This is a genomic window from Neobacillus camarae, assembly GCF_054950115.1.
Window position 1 is genome coordinate 436,545 of record NZ_JBUCKX010000002.1, and the last position, 19,000, is coordinate 455,544.

A 19,000-nucleotide genomic window follows, 5' to 3' on the forward strand; every position below is an offset into this window, starting at 1 on the left:
GAGCCTGTTAGTTACGGATATGTCGATAAAAGAGGGATTTCGGTTGATAAGAGGTTCTACTCGGTTGATTGAATAGGGAAATGCGTGGATAGACATATAAATTGGGTTGATAAACTAATTCAAAGAGATAAGCAGGTTCCAATGAAAGCCACAGTCTTTATTTAAAAGTGCCGATAATATGAGAGGAGCGGTTGAATTTGGTCAATATTCAAATCAAATCTTGTCATTGCCGGACCTTTCGGTCCCCATAAAAAAACCCAGCACCAACTATTGGTACCGGGTTGAAACAGTAACTAATAAAAACTCTTAAAACTTTCAAAATGGGATTTGTAATAGGAATTTTCCAGGCTAGAAACAGTAACACCATCATCACTGGCGTGGATGAACTGGTTGTTGCCTAAATAAATTCCCATGTGAGAGATTCCTTGTTTGTATGTATTTTGGAAAAATACAAGGTCGCCGGGCTTCGGCTGGTCGACATAATAGCTGCGCGCGTGGTAGCCTTCGGCGGAGTAGCGGCCAATCGACTTACCGGCTTTATTGGTTACATAATAAATAAATCCGCTGCAGTCAAACCCGCTTGGCGTGCTGCCGCCCCATACGTAAGGAACACCTTTCAGGCTGGTGGCGATGCTCACCATTTGGGAAGCCAGACTGGAATCGGAAGTAGGAGCTGCACTTTGACTAGGCACCTTCAGCGTTTGTCCGGCATAAATCATATCATATGTAAGACCATTTAACGTCTTTAGTTCCTGTACAGTGGTTCCGTACTTGGCAGCGATTTTGCTTAGTGTATCTCCGCTCTGGACTGTATATTCCGAACCGGCTACAGGTGTTGGAGCCGGCGTGACGGCCGCGGGGGCAGTGACGGCGGGAGTCGAACTGGTCTGTCCCGGTACCTTTAACGTCTTCCCGGCATAGATCCGGTCAGAGGTCAGCCCGTTCAGTGTTTTTAACTCCTGTACAGTCGTGTTAAACTTTGCGGCAATCTTGCTCAAGCTGTCCCCGCTGACAATCGTGTATTCACCTGCAGTGCTTGTTTGTGCAGCAGGAGCAGCGGCAGCCGGCTGGGTGGCTGGTGCTGCAACAGGAGCGGAAGTGGATGAACTACTGCCAGGTGCGGATACATTCAAAACTTGTCCGGCATAAATTAAAGTACTGGAAAGATTGTTCCACTGCTGCAATTCGCCCACTGTCACATGATACTTATTGGCGATCTTAATCAAGGCATCTCCCTTAACTACCGTATAGGTAGTGGCTGAGGAAGTTTGCTGTGTCTGTGCAGGTGCAGCGGCGGCAGTCGTTCCTGAAACATTAAGGACTTGATTCACATAAATGCGGTCCGATGATAAGTTGTTTAATGCTTTTAATTCATTAACTGTTGTTTGGTATGTATTGGCGATTTTCCATAAAGAATCGCCCGATTGAACCTTGTATGTAGCTGCGTGGGCCGTTCCGGCATAAGCAATCGATAGCAATGCGGATGTCGATAAGACACGAATGACAGTTGGTTTCACTCCATAATCACCCCATATTAGTCTATTATTCTCTATATTTTACCATAGTTTGCTAATTAGGTGGTCTTATATTTAGGAAAATAGTAAAGAAAAGTGTATAAAATTGTAAGTCCTCAATTCCAAGCCACACTCCCAACAAATTCCGACAATTACTAACTTTGTAACAAATTCTAGCTGGAAAGATATTTACAAAAAATTATGAATCTATTACTATAGAAGGACGTGAGAGAGGAGAATGGAAGGAAGTGGAACAATTGTCCCAGAGAAATCACTCGGAAGAAGTCGATTTTTCAGAGATTTTAAGAAAAGCATATGAAAAAGGTTCGACGGAAACGGAGATGACCGTTCAACAATTAATTGAATATTTAAAAATAGACCTCCAGCAACTGGTGGTAAATGATATATAAATCACAAGCTGCCCGAAACCATTTCGGCAGCTTTTTACATGCAAAAAAATAAGCGGGCAAGCCCGCTTATTCGCTAACCAAATATTTAATAAGATAATCGCTCCACACCTGATACCCTTTGTCGCTCGGGGCACTCTGATCGGCGGTTAAGTATTCTTTGATAGCAACAGTATTAGGATCTGGCCAAGAGGCCCAATGGTCAAGATATGGGATTTGATTTTCCTCGGCGTATTTCTTTAACTCCGCTACCTCTTTTGGATAATTCTTCGCTTGGTACAGCGGATGGGAGGGCTGCAGCATCACCACTGCCTTAGGATTTTTCGTATGTATCGCTTCGATCATCTTCGTCATGTCTTGAATAGTCTTGTCGATTTTGAGAAACCCGTTGTTTCTTAATATAAAGGGTTCCAAAATAATCATATCGGCAGCATCAGCGGCCACTTCATTTTGCTTGCCGCTGCTCAAAACCTGGGTAGAAGTAGTTTTATAGGTTCTAATAGACACCTGAACAGTACCCTCGCCAAACGTGTCCACCAACTTCTGTTTCACCGCCGGATAAGCGCCAGTGGTCTCTGTTCCAAAAGCGTCGTTACCGACGAACAAAATCTTGTAAGGACGTTTCTTTTCCAAAGCCTGCTTAAAAATTACCAATGCTTCAGCTGGCCAGTTTAAAGTATACTTAAGCAAGTCAGCATGGCTGGTTTCAGCTTGTTTGTCTTGATCTTCTGTAGCTTCCGACACCTGTTTAACAGCATCTGTCACGCTGCTGGATGATGAGGCGATCTGCTGTTTCCAATGGACTTGCCCGAAAATCACAACAAATATAAAAACGATGCCGAGTAACACGGTTAGAATTTTATGCATGTATTAAGACCCCCATAAACTTTTGCACATCTATTATAGCAAATGTTATCAGAAAATAATGCCAAATTCACTAGTTTCTTCATGTATCTTTAGACATAAGGTAATATCCACCATGTGGGGATAAGCCCTTCAATTTTGTCAAAAAAAGTAGTTTAATAATTATTGTAGTGATTTTATTAGACAGTATTCGTACTAAGACGACAAATTGTGTTATAATTATAAATGTTTTGTATCTATGTACCCAGGAGGACGAAATGGAAGAGACTATTAGTTTGAAAGAGTTGTTCGAGACCCTGAAAAAACGATTATCTTTAATCGTGTCGATAACCCTTATAGCGGCCATCGTGAGTGGCGTGGTCAGTTACTTTTTCTTAACCCCAATCTATCAAGCTTCTACGCAAATACTCGTAAACCAGACAAAAAATGACCAATCTTTATACAGCACAAATGAAGTGCAAACAAACCTTCAACTCATTAATACCTATAACGTGATTATTAAAAGTCCGGCCATCTTGGATAAAGTGGCAGAGGAACTTGATTTGAATATGACCACTTCGGAATTAAATGGAAAGATCACAGTTGGCAGTGAAAAGGATTCCCAAGTCGTCAACGTCTCCGTACAGGACCCGGATCCAAAAACAGCTGCAACCATTGCCAATAAAACAGCGGAAGTATTTAAACAACAAATTGTTCAAATCATGAACGTGAATAATGTAAGCGTGTTGGCATGGGCTGATGTGCCTGCCAATTCATCCCCAATCAAGCCGAGACCTTTATTGAATGTAGCAATTGCAATAGTGGTCGGTTTAATGGCTGGTGTAGGCCTGGCATTCTTGCTGGAGTACTTGGACAACACCATTAAAAACGAACAAGATATCGAAAAACAACTGGAATTGCCTATTCTAGGGGTAATCTCGCAAATTGACGATGATAAAATGGAAGAGTTAAAAGCACGCCACGCCGCGAGAAAATCAGCAATAAGAGGTGAGACCCTTGGCTCTTAGAAAAAAAAGAAAATCCCAATCAACCGACCCTAGCAGAAAACTGATTACGGCACTCGCACCTAAGTCACCGATTTCTGAACAGTACCGGACGATTCGTACCAACATTCAGTTTTCTTCAGTAGATAGTGAAATGAGAGCAATTATGGTCACTTCATCCGGACCTGGAGAAGGGAAGTCGACAACGGCTTCCAACTTGGCAGTGACCTTCTCCCAGCTTGGGAAAAAGGTACTGCTTGTCGATGCTGACCTGCGCAAACCGACGGTCCATCATACATTTGGTGTGAATAATTTATTTGGATTTACCAATGTATTGACGAAACAGAAAACACTTGAGAAAACAATCCTTGAAACCGAAGAACAAGATTTATTCATCCTTACTAGCGGCCCGATACCGCCGAATCCGGCTGAACTGTTAAGTTCTAAGTCAATGGAACAGTTCATTGAAGAGGCTAAAGAATACTTTGATTATATTATTTTTGACACACCGCCGTTACTGGCTGTTGCGGACCCGCAAATATTAGCCAATCTAGTGGATGGTTCGATTCTAGTGATATACAGCGAAAAGACAGAAGTGGAACAAGCCAAAAAAGGTAAGGAACTGTTGCAAGGAGCCAAAAGCAAGCTTTTGGGAGTGGTTTTAAACCACCGAGAGGTTGAAAAGAGCGATTATTACTACTATTATGGTACAAAATAACCGCATTTGACACAATTCGACAAATTTTCCCCTTTACTGGATATTTTGTCAGTGATACCATGGGAGATGTAATAGAAATTGACAATTTTATGGAAAGAGTGGGGCTTTTGATCGATTTACATTGTCATATATTGCCTGGGGTTGATGATGGGGCAAAAGACTTGTCGGAAAGTATCGAAATGGCCCGCCAAGCAGTCGAACAAGGGATTCATACGATTGTGGCAACACCGCACCACTTAAATAATCAGTATGAAAACCCAAAGCAGACTATTATTAGCAGAGTAGAAGGTTTAAATCAGGCATTACAGAACGAACAAATAGATTTAAAGATTTTACCTGGGCAGGAAACCCGTATTTACGGTGAAATGCTGCAAGGGTATGATGCGGGGGAGATTCAACCAATCAATGGCACCCAATATGTGTTGGTTGAATTTTCTTCAAGCCATGTTCCGAGATACACGGAGCAGTTGTTTTATGATTTGCAGATGAACGGACTAATCCCCATCATCGTCCATCCAGAGAGAAATCAAGAAATTATAGAACGACCCGAGATTCTCTATCAGCTTGTGAAAAAAGGCGCATTCACCCAAGCGACCGCCGCGAGTATATGCGGGGATTTCGGAAAAAAGATTAAGAATTTTACCTTGCAGCTTATTGAAGCAAATCTCACTCATTTTATCGCTTCGGATGCCCATAATCTGGCCAGCCGTCAATTTAGAATGAGACAGGCTTTTGATACTATCCAATCAAATTACGGAAATGATCTGGTTTACTTATTAACAGAAAATGCAGAGTTGGTAATTAGAGGCCAGTATGTGCATAAAGAATCACCCGATCAGATACAAAAGAAGAAATGGTATAAAATTTTCTAGATAACCAGCCTTCAATCAAACAGTAATGTTATTGCCTCAAGGGCATGATAGTTGCAGTATTCAAGCATAAATAGTGACAGCTTAAGAATAATAGACTGACAACTATACATCTATCAGGCTGCAAGAAACCTGATCGGCGAGGCTTCCCTGTCCGTTATCAATGGGGGCACTCGGTCATGCTGTGGGTCTTAAGAAACAAGACCTTAGACGCATGTCGTCAAGAGCATGATGTGAGGGTGGGTTAGATGCCCATTTAATTAACAAAGATAAATACTTAATGAAAGAATAAGTGTGAAAGCACTTGCAATTCCATTAGGTATTTATTTTTTTGCCACATTATTTAGAAAAACGAAAGAAATTATAGGGGGGCTAACGTTGAAAAAAGTAAGAAAAGCAATCATCCCGGCAGCAGGCCTCGGGACAAGGTTTTTACCCGCAACTAAAGCGATGCCGAAAGAGATGCTGCCAATTGTGGACAAGCCGACGATTCAATACATTGTAGAAGAAGCGATTGCCTCCGGTATTGAGGATATTATTATTGTGACAGGTAAAGGGAAACGGTCAATCGAGGATCACTTTGACTTTGCGCCGGAACTAGAAAGAAATCTACTAGAAAAAGGTAAATATGATCTGTTGGATAAGGTACAATACTCTACCAATCTGGCAGATATCCATTATATCCGTCAAAAAGAACCAAAAGGGCTTGGACATGCAGTTTGGTGTGCCCGCAACTTTATTGGTGATGAACCGTTTGCTGTCCTGCTGGGTGATGACATTGTCCAAAGTGACACACCATGCTTACGGCAGCTGATTAACCAATATGAAGAAACCTTTTCTTCTGTAATTGGAGTACAACAAGTTCCTGATAACGAAACACATCGTTACGGAATTATTGACCCTTCTTCCCGAGAAGGACGCCGATATCAAGTGCAAAACTTTGTGGAGAAGCCAAAGGCAGGAACGGCTCCTTCCAATCTTGCGATTATGGGCCGTTATGTATTGACACCTGAGATTTTCCGGTTCTTAGACCGTCAAGAGACAGGAGCTGGTGGAGAGATTCAATTAACGGATGCAATCCACCAATTAAACCAAATTCAACGTGTGTTTGCCTACGACTTTGAAGGAACACGGTATGACGTAGGAGAGAAATTCGGTTTTGTTAAAACAACCATTGAGTTTGCCCTGCAGCACGAAGACCTTCATGACGAGATGCTGGAATACCTTAGCAATCTAGTATCTTCTTTAGAAAAAGAAAAAGTAACTGTATAGAGAGAGGGAAGGGTCGAGGGTGTCAGAGTTTGCCAATCAAGAGGCTGTGTATTTAGAAAAAGAAAAAGTAAGTATTCCGGTGAATAACGGAAAGATCTATTTATTCTCTAAAAGATTAATTGATATGATCGGCGCCTCCTGCGGAATCATCCTGTTAAGTCTTCTTTTGCTTATTATTGGCATCTTAATCAAGATTGAAGATCCTAAAGGGAAGGTTTTCTTCGCGCAAAAGCGTGTTGGGTTAAATGGCAAGGAATTCAAGATGTACAAATTCCGTTCAATGGTTTCAAATGCTGAGGAAAAGCTGGCTGAATTATTAAAATATAATGAGGTAAGCGGTGCAATGTTTAAAATGAAAGATGATCCACGGATTACGAAAGTGGGAAAGTTTATCAGGAAGACGAGCATTGATGAACTACCCCAACTATTCAATGTGTTAAAGGGCGATATGAGCTTGGTGGGTCCTCGTCCGCCGCTTCCTAGAGAAGTTGCTGAGTATTCAGAATATGATAAACAGCGATTAATGGTCACCCCGGGTTGCACCGGCCTTTGGCAGGTAAGCGCAAGAAACAGTGTTGGGTTTAAGGAAATGGTCGATATGGACCTCCAATACATACGCCAACGCTCATTTCTGTTTGATATTAAAATTATTTTCAAAACGGTCCTCGTATTATTCGGGTCCAAGAATGCATTCTAGAAAAGAGGTAAATTTAAATCATGAACAAAGACTCCAAAATATATGTAGCCGGCCATCGTGGTCTTGTTGGCTCTGCTATCGTTAGAAAATTAGAAGAAAAAGGATATACTAACTTAGTATATAGGCCAAGTAAAGAATTAGACCTAAGAGATAAACAATCCGTAGACTTCTTCTTTGAAGAAGAGAAGCCTGAATATGTTTTTCTTGCAGCTGCCAAAGTTGGTGGGATTGTAGCCAACAATGAATATCCAGCTGACTTCATTCGTGATAACCTATTAATTCAAACAAATATCATTGATGCTGCTTATCGAAATGATGTTAAGAAGCTTTTGTTCTTAGGAAGTACTTGTATCTATCCTAAAATGGCACCACAGCCTTTAAAGGAAGAGTACTTATTAACTGGTGAATTAGAGCCAACTAATGACGCATACGCCATTGCGAAAATTGCCGGAATAAAAATGTGCCAATCGTATAATCGTCAATATGGTACAGAATATATTTCGGTCATGCCGACCAACTTATATGGACCAAATGATAACTATGATTTGCATACATCACATGTGTTGCCAGCACTAATTCGTAAGTTCCATGAAGCAAAGGAAACCAATGCTCCTTTCGTTGAAGTTTGGGGAACAGGTACACCATTACGCGAGTTCTTATATTCAGATGACTTAGCGGATGCTTGCGTTTACCTAATTAATAACTATTCCGGTAATGAAATTGTGAATATTGGTGTTGGTGATGACCTGCCAATTAAAGAGCTAGCTGAAAAGATTAAAGAAGTTGTGGGCTACAATGGACACATCCAGTTTGATACCTCAAAACCAGATGGAACACCAAGAAAACTAGTAGATGTATCCAAGCTTAACTCTTTGGGATGGAAAGCTACTACCTCTCTAGAAGAAGGATTAACGAAAGCCTACCATTGGTACTTAGAAAATGAACTTACAAAAGTAAACTAACATACAACGGAGGAAAAAATGAAAAAAGCTTTAATTACTGGTGTAACTGGACAAGACGGTTCTTATTTAGCAGAGTTTTTATTAGAAAAAGGGTATGAGGTGCACGGAATTATCCGTCGCAGTTCTTCTTATAATCAAGAACGTTTAGAAGACATTCTTACTGAAGAAGATGCTAATGCATTATTAAACAATATCAACTTCCATCTTCATTACGGTGATGTGACCGATGCTTTAAACATTACAAAAATAATTGGTGAGATTCAACCTGATGAAATTTATAATCTAGCTGCACAATCTCATGTTCGTGTTTCTTTTGATATGCCTGGTTATACATTAGATGTTGATGCTAAAGGAACTCTGAATATCCTTGAAGCTGTCCGTATTTTAGGTTTAACGGAAAAAACGCGTGTATATCAAGCTTCAACATCTGAACTATTTGGTAAGGTTCAGGAAGTTCCACAAAAAGAAACAACAGCATTTTATCCGCGTTCTCCATATGGTGTAGCAAAGATTTATGGTTACTGGATTACAAAGAACTATCGTGAATCTTACAATATGTTTGCGGTAAACGGGATTTTATTTAATCATGAGTCAGAACGTCGTGGAGAAACATTTGTAACTCGTAAAATTACACTTGCTGCTGCTCGCATTGCTCTGGGTAAACAAAAGAAGTTAATGTTAGGGAACCTTGATTCTCTTCGTGATTGGGGTTACGCGAAGGACTACGTTGAATGTATGTGGTTGATTCTTCAGCATAATAAGCCAGAAGACTTTGTTATTGCAACTGGGGAAATGCACACTGTTCGTGAATTTGCCGAAATTGCATTTAAACATGTAGGTATTGAGGTCGGTTGGACAGGTCAGGGTGTAGATGAAAAGGGTATTAATAAATCTACAGGTGAAGTCATTATTGAGGTTGATCCGCATTTCTTCCGTCCTGCAGAAGTAGAACAGTTATTAGGGGACCCTACAAAATCAAAGACTCTATTAGGTTGGAATCCAACCAAAACTCCATTCCATGATTTAGTACGTATAATGGTTGAGGCTGATATGAACAAAGTGTCAAAAGAAGAGCGTATAAAGAAGATATTTGATTAATCCTAAGGCAGAAGTGACATATATTTATTATTCACTTCTGTCTTTTTTGTTCATTTACAAATGTGCGTTTGACTAATGTTCCTCATTAGTGGGTTTGCTGTTTATAAAACTGGATAATAATTGATAAAGAAATAGACAGGTGAAAAAGCATGAAAAAAAAAGGTAACACAAATGGTACAGGGTATACAAACTCTATTTTCAAGAGTCAGGTAAATAAGTCTTTAATACCTACCTGTAATATCCTTGGAGTCGAAGTTGCTGCAGTAAATATGGAGTGGCTTCTCGATTTTATTAAGAAAAATGTAAAAAATAATTCTGGTAACCTTCTGGCTGGAAATTATATATGTGTATCCAATGTCCACACCACTGTTACATCTTACGAGGATAAGGAATACTGTGAAATTCAGAATGGTGGGATTATGGCTATTCCAGATGGTGGTCCACTTAGCTCAGTGGGACGTAAACGAGGGTATAAGAATATGAGCAGAACAGCCGGTCCTAATTTGATGGAAGAATTGTTCAAGATTTCAGTAAAGGAAGGCTATCGTCACTATTTCTATGGTTCGACTGAAGACACTTTAAAGAAACTTTTTAATGAGTTAACTTCTTCCTTTCCAGGAATTGATATTGTGGGACTCTATAGTCCACCCTTTCGACCGATGAATGATAGCGAAGATGAGGAAATTGTAAACCTGATTAATGAGGCTCAACCTGACTTTGTGTGGATTGGACTAGGTGCACCAAAGCAAGAAAGATGGATGAAGGAACATCAGGGAAGAATTGCTGGATTAATGATTGGTGTTGGTGCCGGATTTGATTACTTTGCCGGGAATATTGATAGAGCCCCACTTTGGATGCAGAAGTATAATTTGGAGTGGCTATTTAGGTTAATCCAAGAACCAAGGAGATTATTTGAGAGATATTTATACACTAACACAAAGTTTATTTGGCTAGCAATGATAAGAGGTAAATGAGAATGGAGAAAAGATTATTAAAACCAAAGATTTTAATTGTTCACAACTATTATCAAATCCCTGGTGGAGAAGATACAGTAGTTGCAAATGAAAAACGGTTACTTGAAGACCGAGGACATGAGGTAATTCTTTATAGTCGTAAAAATTCAGAGTTACATGAGATGAGTTTGTTACAAAAACTGTGCTTACCACTTACAACAGTTTTTTCTTTAAAAACGTATAGAGAAGTCAAGAAAATAATAAAACAGCAAAACATAGATGTTGTTCAGGTTCATAATACACTGAGTTTGATTTCCCCTTCTGTTTACTATGCGGCTTTTGCATGTAAAACCCCTGTAATTCAAACTATTCATAACTTTCGGTTACTTTGTCCTGCTGCAACGTTCTATCGTGAAGATCACACAGGCAATGGTCAAATTTGTGAGCTGTGTGTAAGTAAGGGGCTAAATTGTGCAGTAAAGTTTAGATGTTATCGAGGAAGCCGCCTTCAATCTTTTGCAAGTGTTATTACATTAAAAATTCATAGATTATTAGGCACCTATAAAAAGCTAAACTTTATCTGTTTGACTGAGTTTAATAAAGAAAAATTGTTAATGATAAATAAAGGGAAAAGACAAATTATTAATCCGAATAAAGTATTTATTAAACCGAATTTTGTGATATCCCATACAAGATGTGTTCCATACGAACAACGCAAGAATCAGTTTATTTTTGCTGGCCGCCTAGATAGATTGAAAGGAATTAGACTTTTACTTGAAGCCTGGAAAGAAATTAAGGGCCCGGACTTGATTATTTGTGGCACTGGTCCAGAGGAAGAGTGGTGTAAAAGATTTATACAAGAGCATGAATTGGATAATGTAAAAATCTATGGATATGTACCAAACACAGAGGTTAAGAAAATAATTGCACAATCTAAAGCGCTGATTCTGCCAACACAATGGTATGAAGGCTTCCCAATGACTATAGTAGAAAGCTTATCTACCGGCACACCGGTTATAGGTAGTGATATAGGAAATGTAGGTAATGTTATTAATGATGGAGTCACAGGTTTAAAATTTAAATTTAATTCTGTAGAAAGTCTTAGAAACACTATTAAAAAATTTAATGATATGGTTGATTCTTCTATAAAACAGTTTGATTTGAATTATTCATCAGACGTTAATTACCAAATATTAAGAAGAATTTATAAATATATACAAACTACATCAAAATAGGAATGAAAAACAAGATCAAAGCTACTATTAAAAATCCAGATAACTATAGTGAAGGTTTTTTATATGACTAAACAAAATGTTAAGAACTTCGGAATACTACGTCTATATTGTGGAATAAGTGGACAAAAGGGTTTCTATAACCTCCAAGAGCTTGGATTAGCAAAAGGTTTATCTAAGCAAGGGTTTAATATTTATATATTTTTATTGGATTCATCACTAAAAGAAAGAAAAGAAGAAATTATATCCGAAAATATTTGTATTGTTTATCTACCAGCGAAGAATATTGCTAATCATGGTTTCTTCGACTGTTCTATACTATCCGAATATAATATTAATATATTACAATTGCAAAGTGATAATCAGATATTTGCTCCATATATTATGAAGTATTGTAAAAGAAATAATATTCACTTTTACAACTATGTTGGAACTATATATAGTGACAGCGACAATAATTTAAAAAGGTTTATTATGAATTTATTTTCGAGAAGAAATATTCGTTATTTTAGTAAATATCCTACCTTTGTTAAAACGCCAAAAGTCAAAAAACAACTAAATGATAAAGGTGTTAGGAACATAGAGGTTATCCCTGTAGGTCTTGATATTGATGTTATTCCTCAAGTATTGGAAAGCAAGATTATAGTAAGAAAAAGGTTGGGTTTACCCAATGAAAAAAAAATATTGGTTTTTGTTGGACGATTGGAAGAATATAAGCAGCCTATGGATATAGCAGAATTATTACATTATCTAGATGATAATTATTATTTAACAATTATCGGAAACGGTAGTTTAAAGGATCAATTACTTTTTAAAATTAAAAAGTATGGATTAATAGACCGTTTTAAGCTGATTGAGAGTATACCAAATCATGAAATCCATCTTTATTATAAGGCAGCAGATTGTTTTATAAACTTAAATAGACATGAGATTTTTGGTATGAGTATTTTGGAAGCAATGTACCAAGGATGTCCTGTAATAGCACGTCATGCGCCGGGTCCGGATTACATTATACAAGATGGGGTTACTGGTTTTCTTTGCGACGACTACAATGCGATGGCGAACTGTTTGAAAGATTTAAATCAAAATATGGGGATTCTTTCAAGAGAGCGAGTAATACAACAGTTCAATTGGGACAGCATAAGTAAAAAAATTGTGAAACGTATAAACATCCTTTGAAGGAACGTTCAATTATTAACTTAATAAAATTAGCAGATGGAACGAAAAGGAGATACTTTAATGAAACCTATTAAATTATACTATGCAAAATTACCTAATATGGGAGATTTATTAAATGAATATATCGTACCTATGGTAACAGGTAGGGAGGTACAACATTGTGAATCGGTTTCTCGGTTCGAAATAATGGGAATAGGCAGTTGTGGAGGAGCAATTTGGGGTAGGAAGCATCAAAACCTTAATAATACTATTAAAGATACTGTGAAAAGGGTATCTTGTATTGGTGATAAAAATCCATACGCTGTTTGGGGAACAGGTTTATTAGAAGATTTCAGGGGACGAAAATTAAAGCTAATTCGAAATAATGTCAATTTCATAGCAGTTAGAGGTGCTCTTACACAGAGCGTTATAGAAGAATCCCTAGGAAAAAAAATTTCTCCGGTCTTATGTGATGGTGGTATTTTATCATCAGATCTTCTTAAACAATCGCCAAATAAGGAGTACGAACTTGGTATCATCCCACATTATAAGGAAGAGCATATTTTTAAAGAGAACGGAATTTATGATGGGTTTTTAAAAATGAATAAGTCTGTGAAAATTATTAATCTTCGCGAAGACCCTATTAAAGTAATAAACGATATAGCGAAATGTAATATTATTATTTCAAGCTCCTTACATGGTTGTGTTGTTGCTGATAGTTTTCATATTCCAAATATGCGGATTCAAGTTTCTTCCATTCCAGGTAGTGGCTATAAATTTGATGATTACTATAGCGGATTCGGAATTACAAATTCAGCGTATATAATTAAAGATGGAAGGAATATACCAAGTTTGAATGATGTAATTGATCAATATCTAATTAAGTCTGAGGATGTTGAAAGTAAAAAACAAGCTATGCGTGACTCCCTTGCAAGTTTTGTAAGTGAAAAGCTTTAAGGATTGGATACTTGGCTATAAAGAAAACTACGTATCTGAACAGAGGACAGAAGAATTAAGATTACCAGGAGATTATATATGAAATACCTTATACTAATTGATACTAAATTCCCATATCGAGCTGGAGAAACGTTCTTAGAAACCGAGATACAGGAGATTTCAAGCAGCTTCGATAAAATTTTCATATTCCCAATCGATGCAATAGTTGGAGATGAGCAGACACGACCAATTATAGCTGAGAACGTAACAACTATACCTTTCGAAACAGGGAATACCTTAATTAGGAAATGTATGAGTGCCGTAAAAGCTCTTTTAACTATGTGGACATATGATGGGAAATACAAGCATAAATTTCGGGATGCATATTTTGAATCCGCAGCTAAAGCTCAAGCTAGGAAAATAATAAATCATCTTAGCAAAATCAGGTTTAATCAGAAAGATCAAATATATGTTTACAGTTACTGGTTTTATATTGGCGCACGTGTAACAGTGGAGATAAAAAACTATTTTTTGGAAATAGGTATTCCCGTAAAGGCTGTCTCTCGGGCCCATGGTTTTGATATTTATGAGAACTATCACAAAAGTGGTTATTTGCCTCGCCGTGAATTCTTGTTAGATAATATTGATCGTGTTTTTACATGTTCAAATAATGGTAGTTATCATCTTAAGAAAAAATACCCCATTTATACAAATAAGATTATCACTTCCCACTTAGGAACATATGACCATGGAGAAGGCATAACGAATAGAAATAAGAGATTGCATATTGTATCTTGTTCTAGGGTGGTTCCTATTAAGAGAGTGGATAAGATTATTGATGCATTGAAACTTTTGGAAAAGGAAGGATACAGATTATCATGGACCCACATTGGTGGTGGAGAGCTCCTTGATATTTTGAAAAATAAAGCATCTGCTGAATTAGAGGGAACTGAGGTTCATTTTACAGGTGCTGTGGCAAATTCGGATGTATATGAATTTTATAGTCAAATACCTACTGATTTGTTTATTAACGTGAGCTCTTCAGAAGGTTTACCTGTGTCAATAATGGAGGCAATTTCTTATGGAATACCAGTAATAGCAACAAATGTGGGGGGGACATCTGAAATTGTAGTAGACAAGGTAAGTGGATCGTTGTTAAGCTTAGATTTTTCCGATAGAGAGCTAGCTACTTCAATTGCGAATATTGCTAGACTATCAGACGAAGAATATTGTCAATTACGTGCCTCTACACGTAATTTCTGGTTGGAAAATTTCCAAGCAACTAAGAATTATAAAAAATTTGCATCTGATGTCTTGTATCTAGTGAAGGAGGGATGAACTTGGTAAAACAGAGAACTAAGAATAAAGCATATATTTATGGCTACTTCGACTTCCCGAGAAAAGGAGCAACATCCAATTATATACAATACTTGGCACTAGCTATGATGGCTATTGGTTATGAGCCTGTTGTATTGATTCCCGCACGATCCAAGGCACAGGCTGAAGGCATTTCATTTAAAGGAATACGTGTTGAGTACATCCGACTACCAGAAAATAGGTTCCGTCACTTCTTTGATTTTAACTTTCGCTTAGGAACTTACTTTGTTAATAGATTAGAGAAATTGGGTGTACAAAAAGGAGATATCTTGATTTCGTATACATTTAATGGCTTAGATATTTTGCCGGTACTTAAGTTGGCTCAAAGGTCAGGTGCAAAAGCAGGTGCCTGTGTTACAGAGTATTTTTCATCTGATAAATTTAAAAAGGGCAAATTAAACTGGCGATACTGGCGTTATGAATATACTTATAGTAGTATTTTCCCGAAACTCGATTTTATGTTTCCTATTAGTAAATATATAGCAAAAAAGTATGAGAATGCACATTGTAAGGTAATGTGTCTTCCAATTATGGCAGATACTAGCGAATATCCATTTTTAGGAAGAAGTATTAATAACAAAATTAAAATTATTTATTCAGCAAATGGCGGTATAAAGGACTCATTGGAGGAAATGTTAGAAGCTATCTCTAATCTTAGTAAAAAAGAATTAGAAAGTTTAGAGTTTCATATTACTAGTGTAGGGAGAGATATAATTGAACAAATCAGTGATAAAAGAATAAATGCTCTTTTAGACGATGTAATTATATTACATGATTGGCTAGAATATGATGAACTAATAAAGTTATATCAAAGAATGAATTTTTTGTTGCTTGCTCGTGAAGAAAATCAAATGACATTGGCTAACTTTCCAAGCAAAGTTCCAGAAGCTATGACACATGGTGTAGTGCCTGTAGTAAGTCGGGTTGGTGATTATACTAAATATTATTTAAAAGATGGTTTTGATAGCATTATTTTTAATGGTAGTAGTGTAGATGATTGTATTAGTGCTATTCGAAGGGTACTTTCTTTATCAACGGAAGAATATGTTGAATTATCTTTATCTGCACGGAAAACGGCAGTAGAAAGATTTGACTATAAGAACTGGTTAATATTAATCGGTAATTTTTTGAAGAGTATTAATTAATGTGTCTCCTTTATTTCAATTCAGTGTATTTATGAAACTTATCTTGCGTGAAATTAATTATTTGTATAATTACTAAACGAGATAGTTGTTTAAATGTAGCTATAAAATTACTTAATAAAAAATAGTATTAAGCTACACATAACTAACAGCATTGCTGGGAGAAATTAAAATGAAAATTAATATACAAAGAAATAAATGGCTTCAGTATGCATTGATTTATTTAATGCTTATTGTTAATCAATCCTCTTTATATCACAATTTTTTGAATGATTATAATTATATTATTGTAATATTCTTTTTGGTTTTGACTTTATTTAGCAATAAATGGAGCAAACATATTTGGGGATTCCTTCTGTTTTTATTAATTACTTGTTTAGTAGTTAGATTATATACATTAGGTGGTGTTGGCGTTACAACTTGGTTTACCTGGGCCTCAATGATATTAGTTGCATATCATGCAATTAAAATAAATGTAAAACAGTTCTTATATAGATACGTTAATTTAGTATCCTTAATGGCTTTTATTAGCTTAGTAGGATTCCTATTAGGTATTTTATTCCCGCAGCTATTTGAATTATCTCCATTTAATTACGAAATCGTATCAGCATGGAAAGATTGGAAATCATCTACGGATTTTGTTTTATACCATTACCATGCACATGGACTTTTCCTTTTTGTCTTGAATGAAAATCATTTAACACGTAATTGTGGAATATTTACAGAACCTGGAATTTATCAAATGATACTAAATTCTGCTATTTTTTATCCTATTATTTTTCGATAATAAATTAACTATGAATAATAAAAAGAAAATTAAAATGTTGACTGTTTTGATAATAACAATAATAACAACCCAGTCAACTACTGGTTATATGGGATTAGCAGTTTTGCTATTATTTTATTTGACTTTTAAAAGAAAAAAACAAAAAGGTTTATATAGTCAATTAATGTTTTTTGTTATTGCTTGTGCTGTTACTCTCTTTATAGATTATTCTGTGCGTGGTGAAAATAGCTTATTATATTCTGCAATTATTTTTAAGGTTTTTAACACTTCTGGAGGCTTTGATTTAAGTGCTACAACCGGTGAGGCAAGAATGGGGACAATCTTGCTATGTATTAGAACAATGTTAACTTATCCTTTTGGGATAGGTTATGATTCAGTACATGAATTACTAAATGTTAAGGTTACAGGTTATCTTGCAGCACAAATAATGCAAACTGGGGCTGCTTTAGGAATACTTCCTTTTATTATTATTTTAATATGGATTTTTATTCCAATTATTAAATCGAATATTAAATCATCTGTTAAAATTCTTTTTGTAATTTTGTATTTTAATACTGCTTTAGCACAATCTCGGGAATTTTATCCTGTGCTAATAATCATTCCAATATGGGTTCATTTGTATTCCTATAAAAATTTAATGAAAGAAAGTACTTAATGAATATCTTATTTTTATTGTAGGATCTCTTAAAGTAGTAATGGCCCCTTAGGAGTACATGAATATACTTAAAATAGCGAAGAATTAAGGATTGTTATAAACCAAAAAATATTCTATTAGTAAAATATTGAGGGGATTAAAACATATGAGTGAGGATAAAAAAGAGTTGAAGAGTAAGGGAAATGCACTTGTTGTAGGTGGAGGTAGTGGTATTGGTCTAGCTTTAGTATGCAAATTATTAAGGCAAGGATATGATAAAGTCATTATTGTTGGGAAAAGTGCACCCAAACTTTCAGATATATCTGATGATTTAAAAGAGGAATTTAAAAATAAAACGGATTTTTATCAATTCAATTTTGTAAATAAAGATTTTGACTTTTTGTATAAACTTGATAATATTAACACTTTAATAATTACAATAGGATTTGGAAGAGTATCTAGCTTTGAGGAACTTACTGATGCTGAGATAATAAATATGGTAATGGTGAATGAGCTATCTGCCATACGCTTAATCAAACACTTTTATAATCAAATAAATTCTGGGCAGCAGTTTTATACTTGTGTAATGGTTTCTATCGCAGGTTATCTATCATCTCCGATGTATTCCGTTTATGGCGCTACCAAAGCTGCTTTAGCAAAATTCATAGAAAGTGTTAATATAGAACTATCTGTAAGTGGTTCCTCGAATAGGATATTAGATGTTTCACCAGGATTCTTAAAAGGAACAAAGTTTCATGGGGGGACTAATAATCTAAGTTTGCTAGATAACTTGACCGATACGATATTAGATAAGTTATTTAATCGAGAGATAAAATTTATTCCAGATTATGAAAATGTTTATAAAGATGTAATCAGGCGTTACAATACTAGCCCAATTCAGTTTGGTATTGATAGTTATGAATATAAAGTAAAGAATGAACGGATTAATAAAAGGCCAGCATACAAAATAGGATACCTAAGTGGTACATTTGACTTATTTCATATAGGGCATTTAAATTTGTTACGAAATGCAAAGCAATATTGTGATTACCTTATTGTGGGTGTTCATGAAAGTGGTACATGGAAAGGAAAAGAAACATATATACCGTTAGAAGAAAGAATGGAGATTGTGGAAAATATTCAGTATGTAGATGAAGTAATTGTATCCTATCCAGAAGATTGTGACGCATGGTATGATTTTCATTACCATTATCTATTTGTAGGGAGTGATTATAAAGGTTCAGAACGTTTTAATAGATACGAAAAGTTCTTTAAAGACAAAGATGTTGAGATTGTCTATTTTCCATATACAAAAAAAACCAGTAGTACGCAATTAAGGGCGGCAAGTTAAGGACATAAAAATAATTAGTCCAACAAAAGTAAATAATAGCAAAAAA

19 protein-coding genes are annotated in these 19,000 nt (G+C 36.3%); 17 read left to right on the top strand and 2 right to left on the bottom strand.

Going from position 1 to position 19,000, the window contains the following annotated elements; all coding sequences use genetic code 11:
* Positions 1-293 precede the first annotated feature (293 nt).
* Positions 294-1,517: a C40 family peptidase gene (locus tag ACY8D0_RS09815; protein WP_462410331.1), complete on the bottom strand. Its 1,224-nt coding sequence runs from the start codon at positions 1,515-1,517 to the stop codon at positions 294-296.
* 245 nt (positions 1,518-1,762) lie between these two features.
* Here ACY8D0_RS09815 and ACY8D0_RS09820 point away from each other — a divergent pair, with 245 nt between their 5' ends.
* Complete coding sequence (locus ACY8D0_RS09820) at positions 1,763-1,924, top strand: YwzD family small protein (protein ID WP_462410332.1); 162 nt, start codon at positions 1,763-1,765, stop codon at positions 1,922-1,924.
* 66 nt (positions 1,925-1,990) lie between these two features.
* On the opposite strand, the gene ACY8D0_RS09825 is transcribed toward ACY8D0_RS09820, so the two are convergent.
* Positions 1,991-2,788, bottom strand: coding sequence for an SGNH/GDSL hydrolase family protein (locus tag ACY8D0_RS09825; protein ID WP_462410333.1), 798 nt, complete (start codon positions 2,786-2,788; stop codon positions 1,991-1,993).
* Between the two features lie 254 nt (positions 2,789-3,042).
* Between ACY8D0_RS09825 and ACY8D0_RS09830 the strand changes: the two genes are divergently transcribed.
* The 16 genes from ACY8D0_RS09830 to ACY8D0_RS09905 all read left to right on the top strand — a co-directional run bounded on the left by ACY8D0_RS09830 (position 3,043) and on the right by ACY8D0_RS09905 (position 18,954).
* The gene (locus ACY8D0_RS09830) at positions 3,043-3,792 is read left to right on the top strand and encodes a YveK family protein (RefSeq protein WP_462410334.1); all 750 of its coding nucleotides are present in this window, start codon (positions 3,043-3,045) and stop codon (positions 3,790-3,792) included.
* Positions 3,782-4,486 (top strand): CpsD/CapB family tyrosine-protein kinase, encoded by a 705-nt coding sequence (locus tag ACY8D0_RS09835; protein ID WP_462410335.1) that lies wholly within the window; start codon positions 3,782-3,784, stop codon positions 4,484-4,486. Before ACY8D0_RS09830 ends, ACY8D0_RS09835 begins: the two co-directional genes overlap by 11 nt.
* A 107-nt stretch (positions 4,487-4,593) precedes the next feature.
* On the top strand, positions 4,594-5,358 hold the full coding sequence (locus ACY8D0_RS09840; protein WP_462410336.1) for a tyrosine-protein phosphatase: 765 nt from the start codon (positions 4,594-4,596) through the stop codon (positions 5,356-5,358).
* A 375-nt stretch (positions 5,359-5,733) separates the two neighbouring features.
* Positions 5,734-6,627, top strand: coding sequence for a UTP--glucose-1-phosphate uridylyltransferase GalU (gene galU, locus ACY8D0_RS09845; RefSeq protein ID WP_462410337.1), 894 nt, complete (start codon positions 5,734-5,736; stop codon positions 6,625-6,627).
* 19 nt (positions 6,628-6,646) lie between these two features.
* Positions 6,647-7,324, top strand: a complete 678-nt coding sequence (locus ACY8D0_RS09850; RefSeq protein WP_462410338.1) for a sugar transferase — start codon at positions 6,647-6,649, stop codon at positions 7,322-7,324.
* A 20-nt stretch (positions 7,325-7,344) separates the two neighbouring features.
* Positions 7,345-8,286: a GDP-L-fucose synthase gene (gene fcl, locus ACY8D0_RS09855; RefSeq protein WP_462410339.1), complete on the top strand. Its 942-nt coding sequence runs from the start codon at positions 7,345-7,347 to the stop codon at positions 8,284-8,286.
* A gap of 18 nt (positions 8,287-8,304) precedes the next feature.
* Positions 8,305-9,384 carry a GDP-mannose 4,6-dehydratase gene (gene gmd / locus ACY8D0_RS09860; protein WP_462410340.1) on the top strand — a complete coding sequence of 360 codons (1,080 nt, stop codon included), beginning with the start codon at positions 8,305-8,307 and terminating at the stop codon, positions 9,382-9,384.
* A gap of 149 nt (positions 9,385-9,533) precedes the next feature.
* On the top strand, positions 9,534-10,358 hold the full coding sequence (locus tag ACY8D0_RS09865; RefSeq protein WP_462410341.1) for a WecB/TagA/CpsF family glycosyltransferase: 825 nt from the start codon (positions 9,534-9,536) through the stop codon (positions 10,356-10,358).
* Between the two features lie 2 nt (positions 10,359-10,360).
* A complete protein-coding gene (locus tag ACY8D0_RS09870; RefSeq protein WP_462410342.1) occupies positions 10,361-11,572 on the top strand; it encodes a glycosyltransferase family 4 protein in 1,212 nt (403 codons plus the stop codon).
* A 63-nt stretch (positions 11,573-11,635) separates the two neighbouring features.
* Positions 11,636-12,748, top strand: coding sequence for a glycosyltransferase family 4 protein (locus tag ACY8D0_RS09875; RefSeq protein WP_462410343.1), 1,113 nt, complete (start codon positions 11,636-11,638; stop codon positions 12,746-12,748).
* Positions 12,749-12,808: 60 nt separating this feature from the next.
* Positions 12,809-13,684: a polysaccharide pyruvyl transferase family protein gene (locus tag ACY8D0_RS09880; protein WP_462410344.1), complete on the top strand. Its 876-nt coding sequence runs from the start codon at positions 12,809-12,811 to the stop codon at positions 13,682-13,684.
* Positions 13,685-13,762: 78 nt separating this feature from the next.
* The gene (locus ACY8D0_RS09885; protein WP_462410345.1) at positions 13,763-15,001 is read left to right on the top strand and encodes a glycosyltransferase; all 1,239 of its coding nucleotides are present in this window, start codon (positions 13,763-13,765) and stop codon (positions 14,999-15,001) included.
* Positions 15,002-15,003: 2 nt separating this feature from the next.
* Positions 15,004-16,185, top strand: a complete 1,182-nt coding sequence (locus ACY8D0_RS09890; protein ID WP_462410346.1) for a glycosyltransferase — start codon at positions 15,004-15,006, stop codon at positions 16,183-16,185.
* Positions 16,186-16,354: 169 nt separating this feature from the next.
* Positions 16,355-16,969, top strand: coding sequence for a hypothetical protein (locus tag ACY8D0_RS09895; protein ID WP_462410347.1), 615 nt, complete (start codon positions 16,355-16,357; stop codon positions 16,967-16,969).
* Between the two features lie 34 nt (positions 16,970-17,003).
* A complete protein-coding gene (locus tag ACY8D0_RS09900; protein ID WP_462410348.1) occupies positions 17,004-17,624 on the top strand; it encodes a hypothetical protein in 621 nt (206 codons plus the stop codon).
* 145 nt (positions 17,625-17,769) lie between these two features.
* Positions 17,770-18,954 (top strand): SDR family NAD(P)-dependent oxidoreductase, encoded by a 1,185-nt coding sequence (locus tag ACY8D0_RS09905; RefSeq protein WP_462410349.1) that lies wholly within the window; start codon positions 17,770-17,772, stop codon positions 18,952-18,954.
* Positions 18,955-19,000 lie beyond the last annotated feature (46 nt).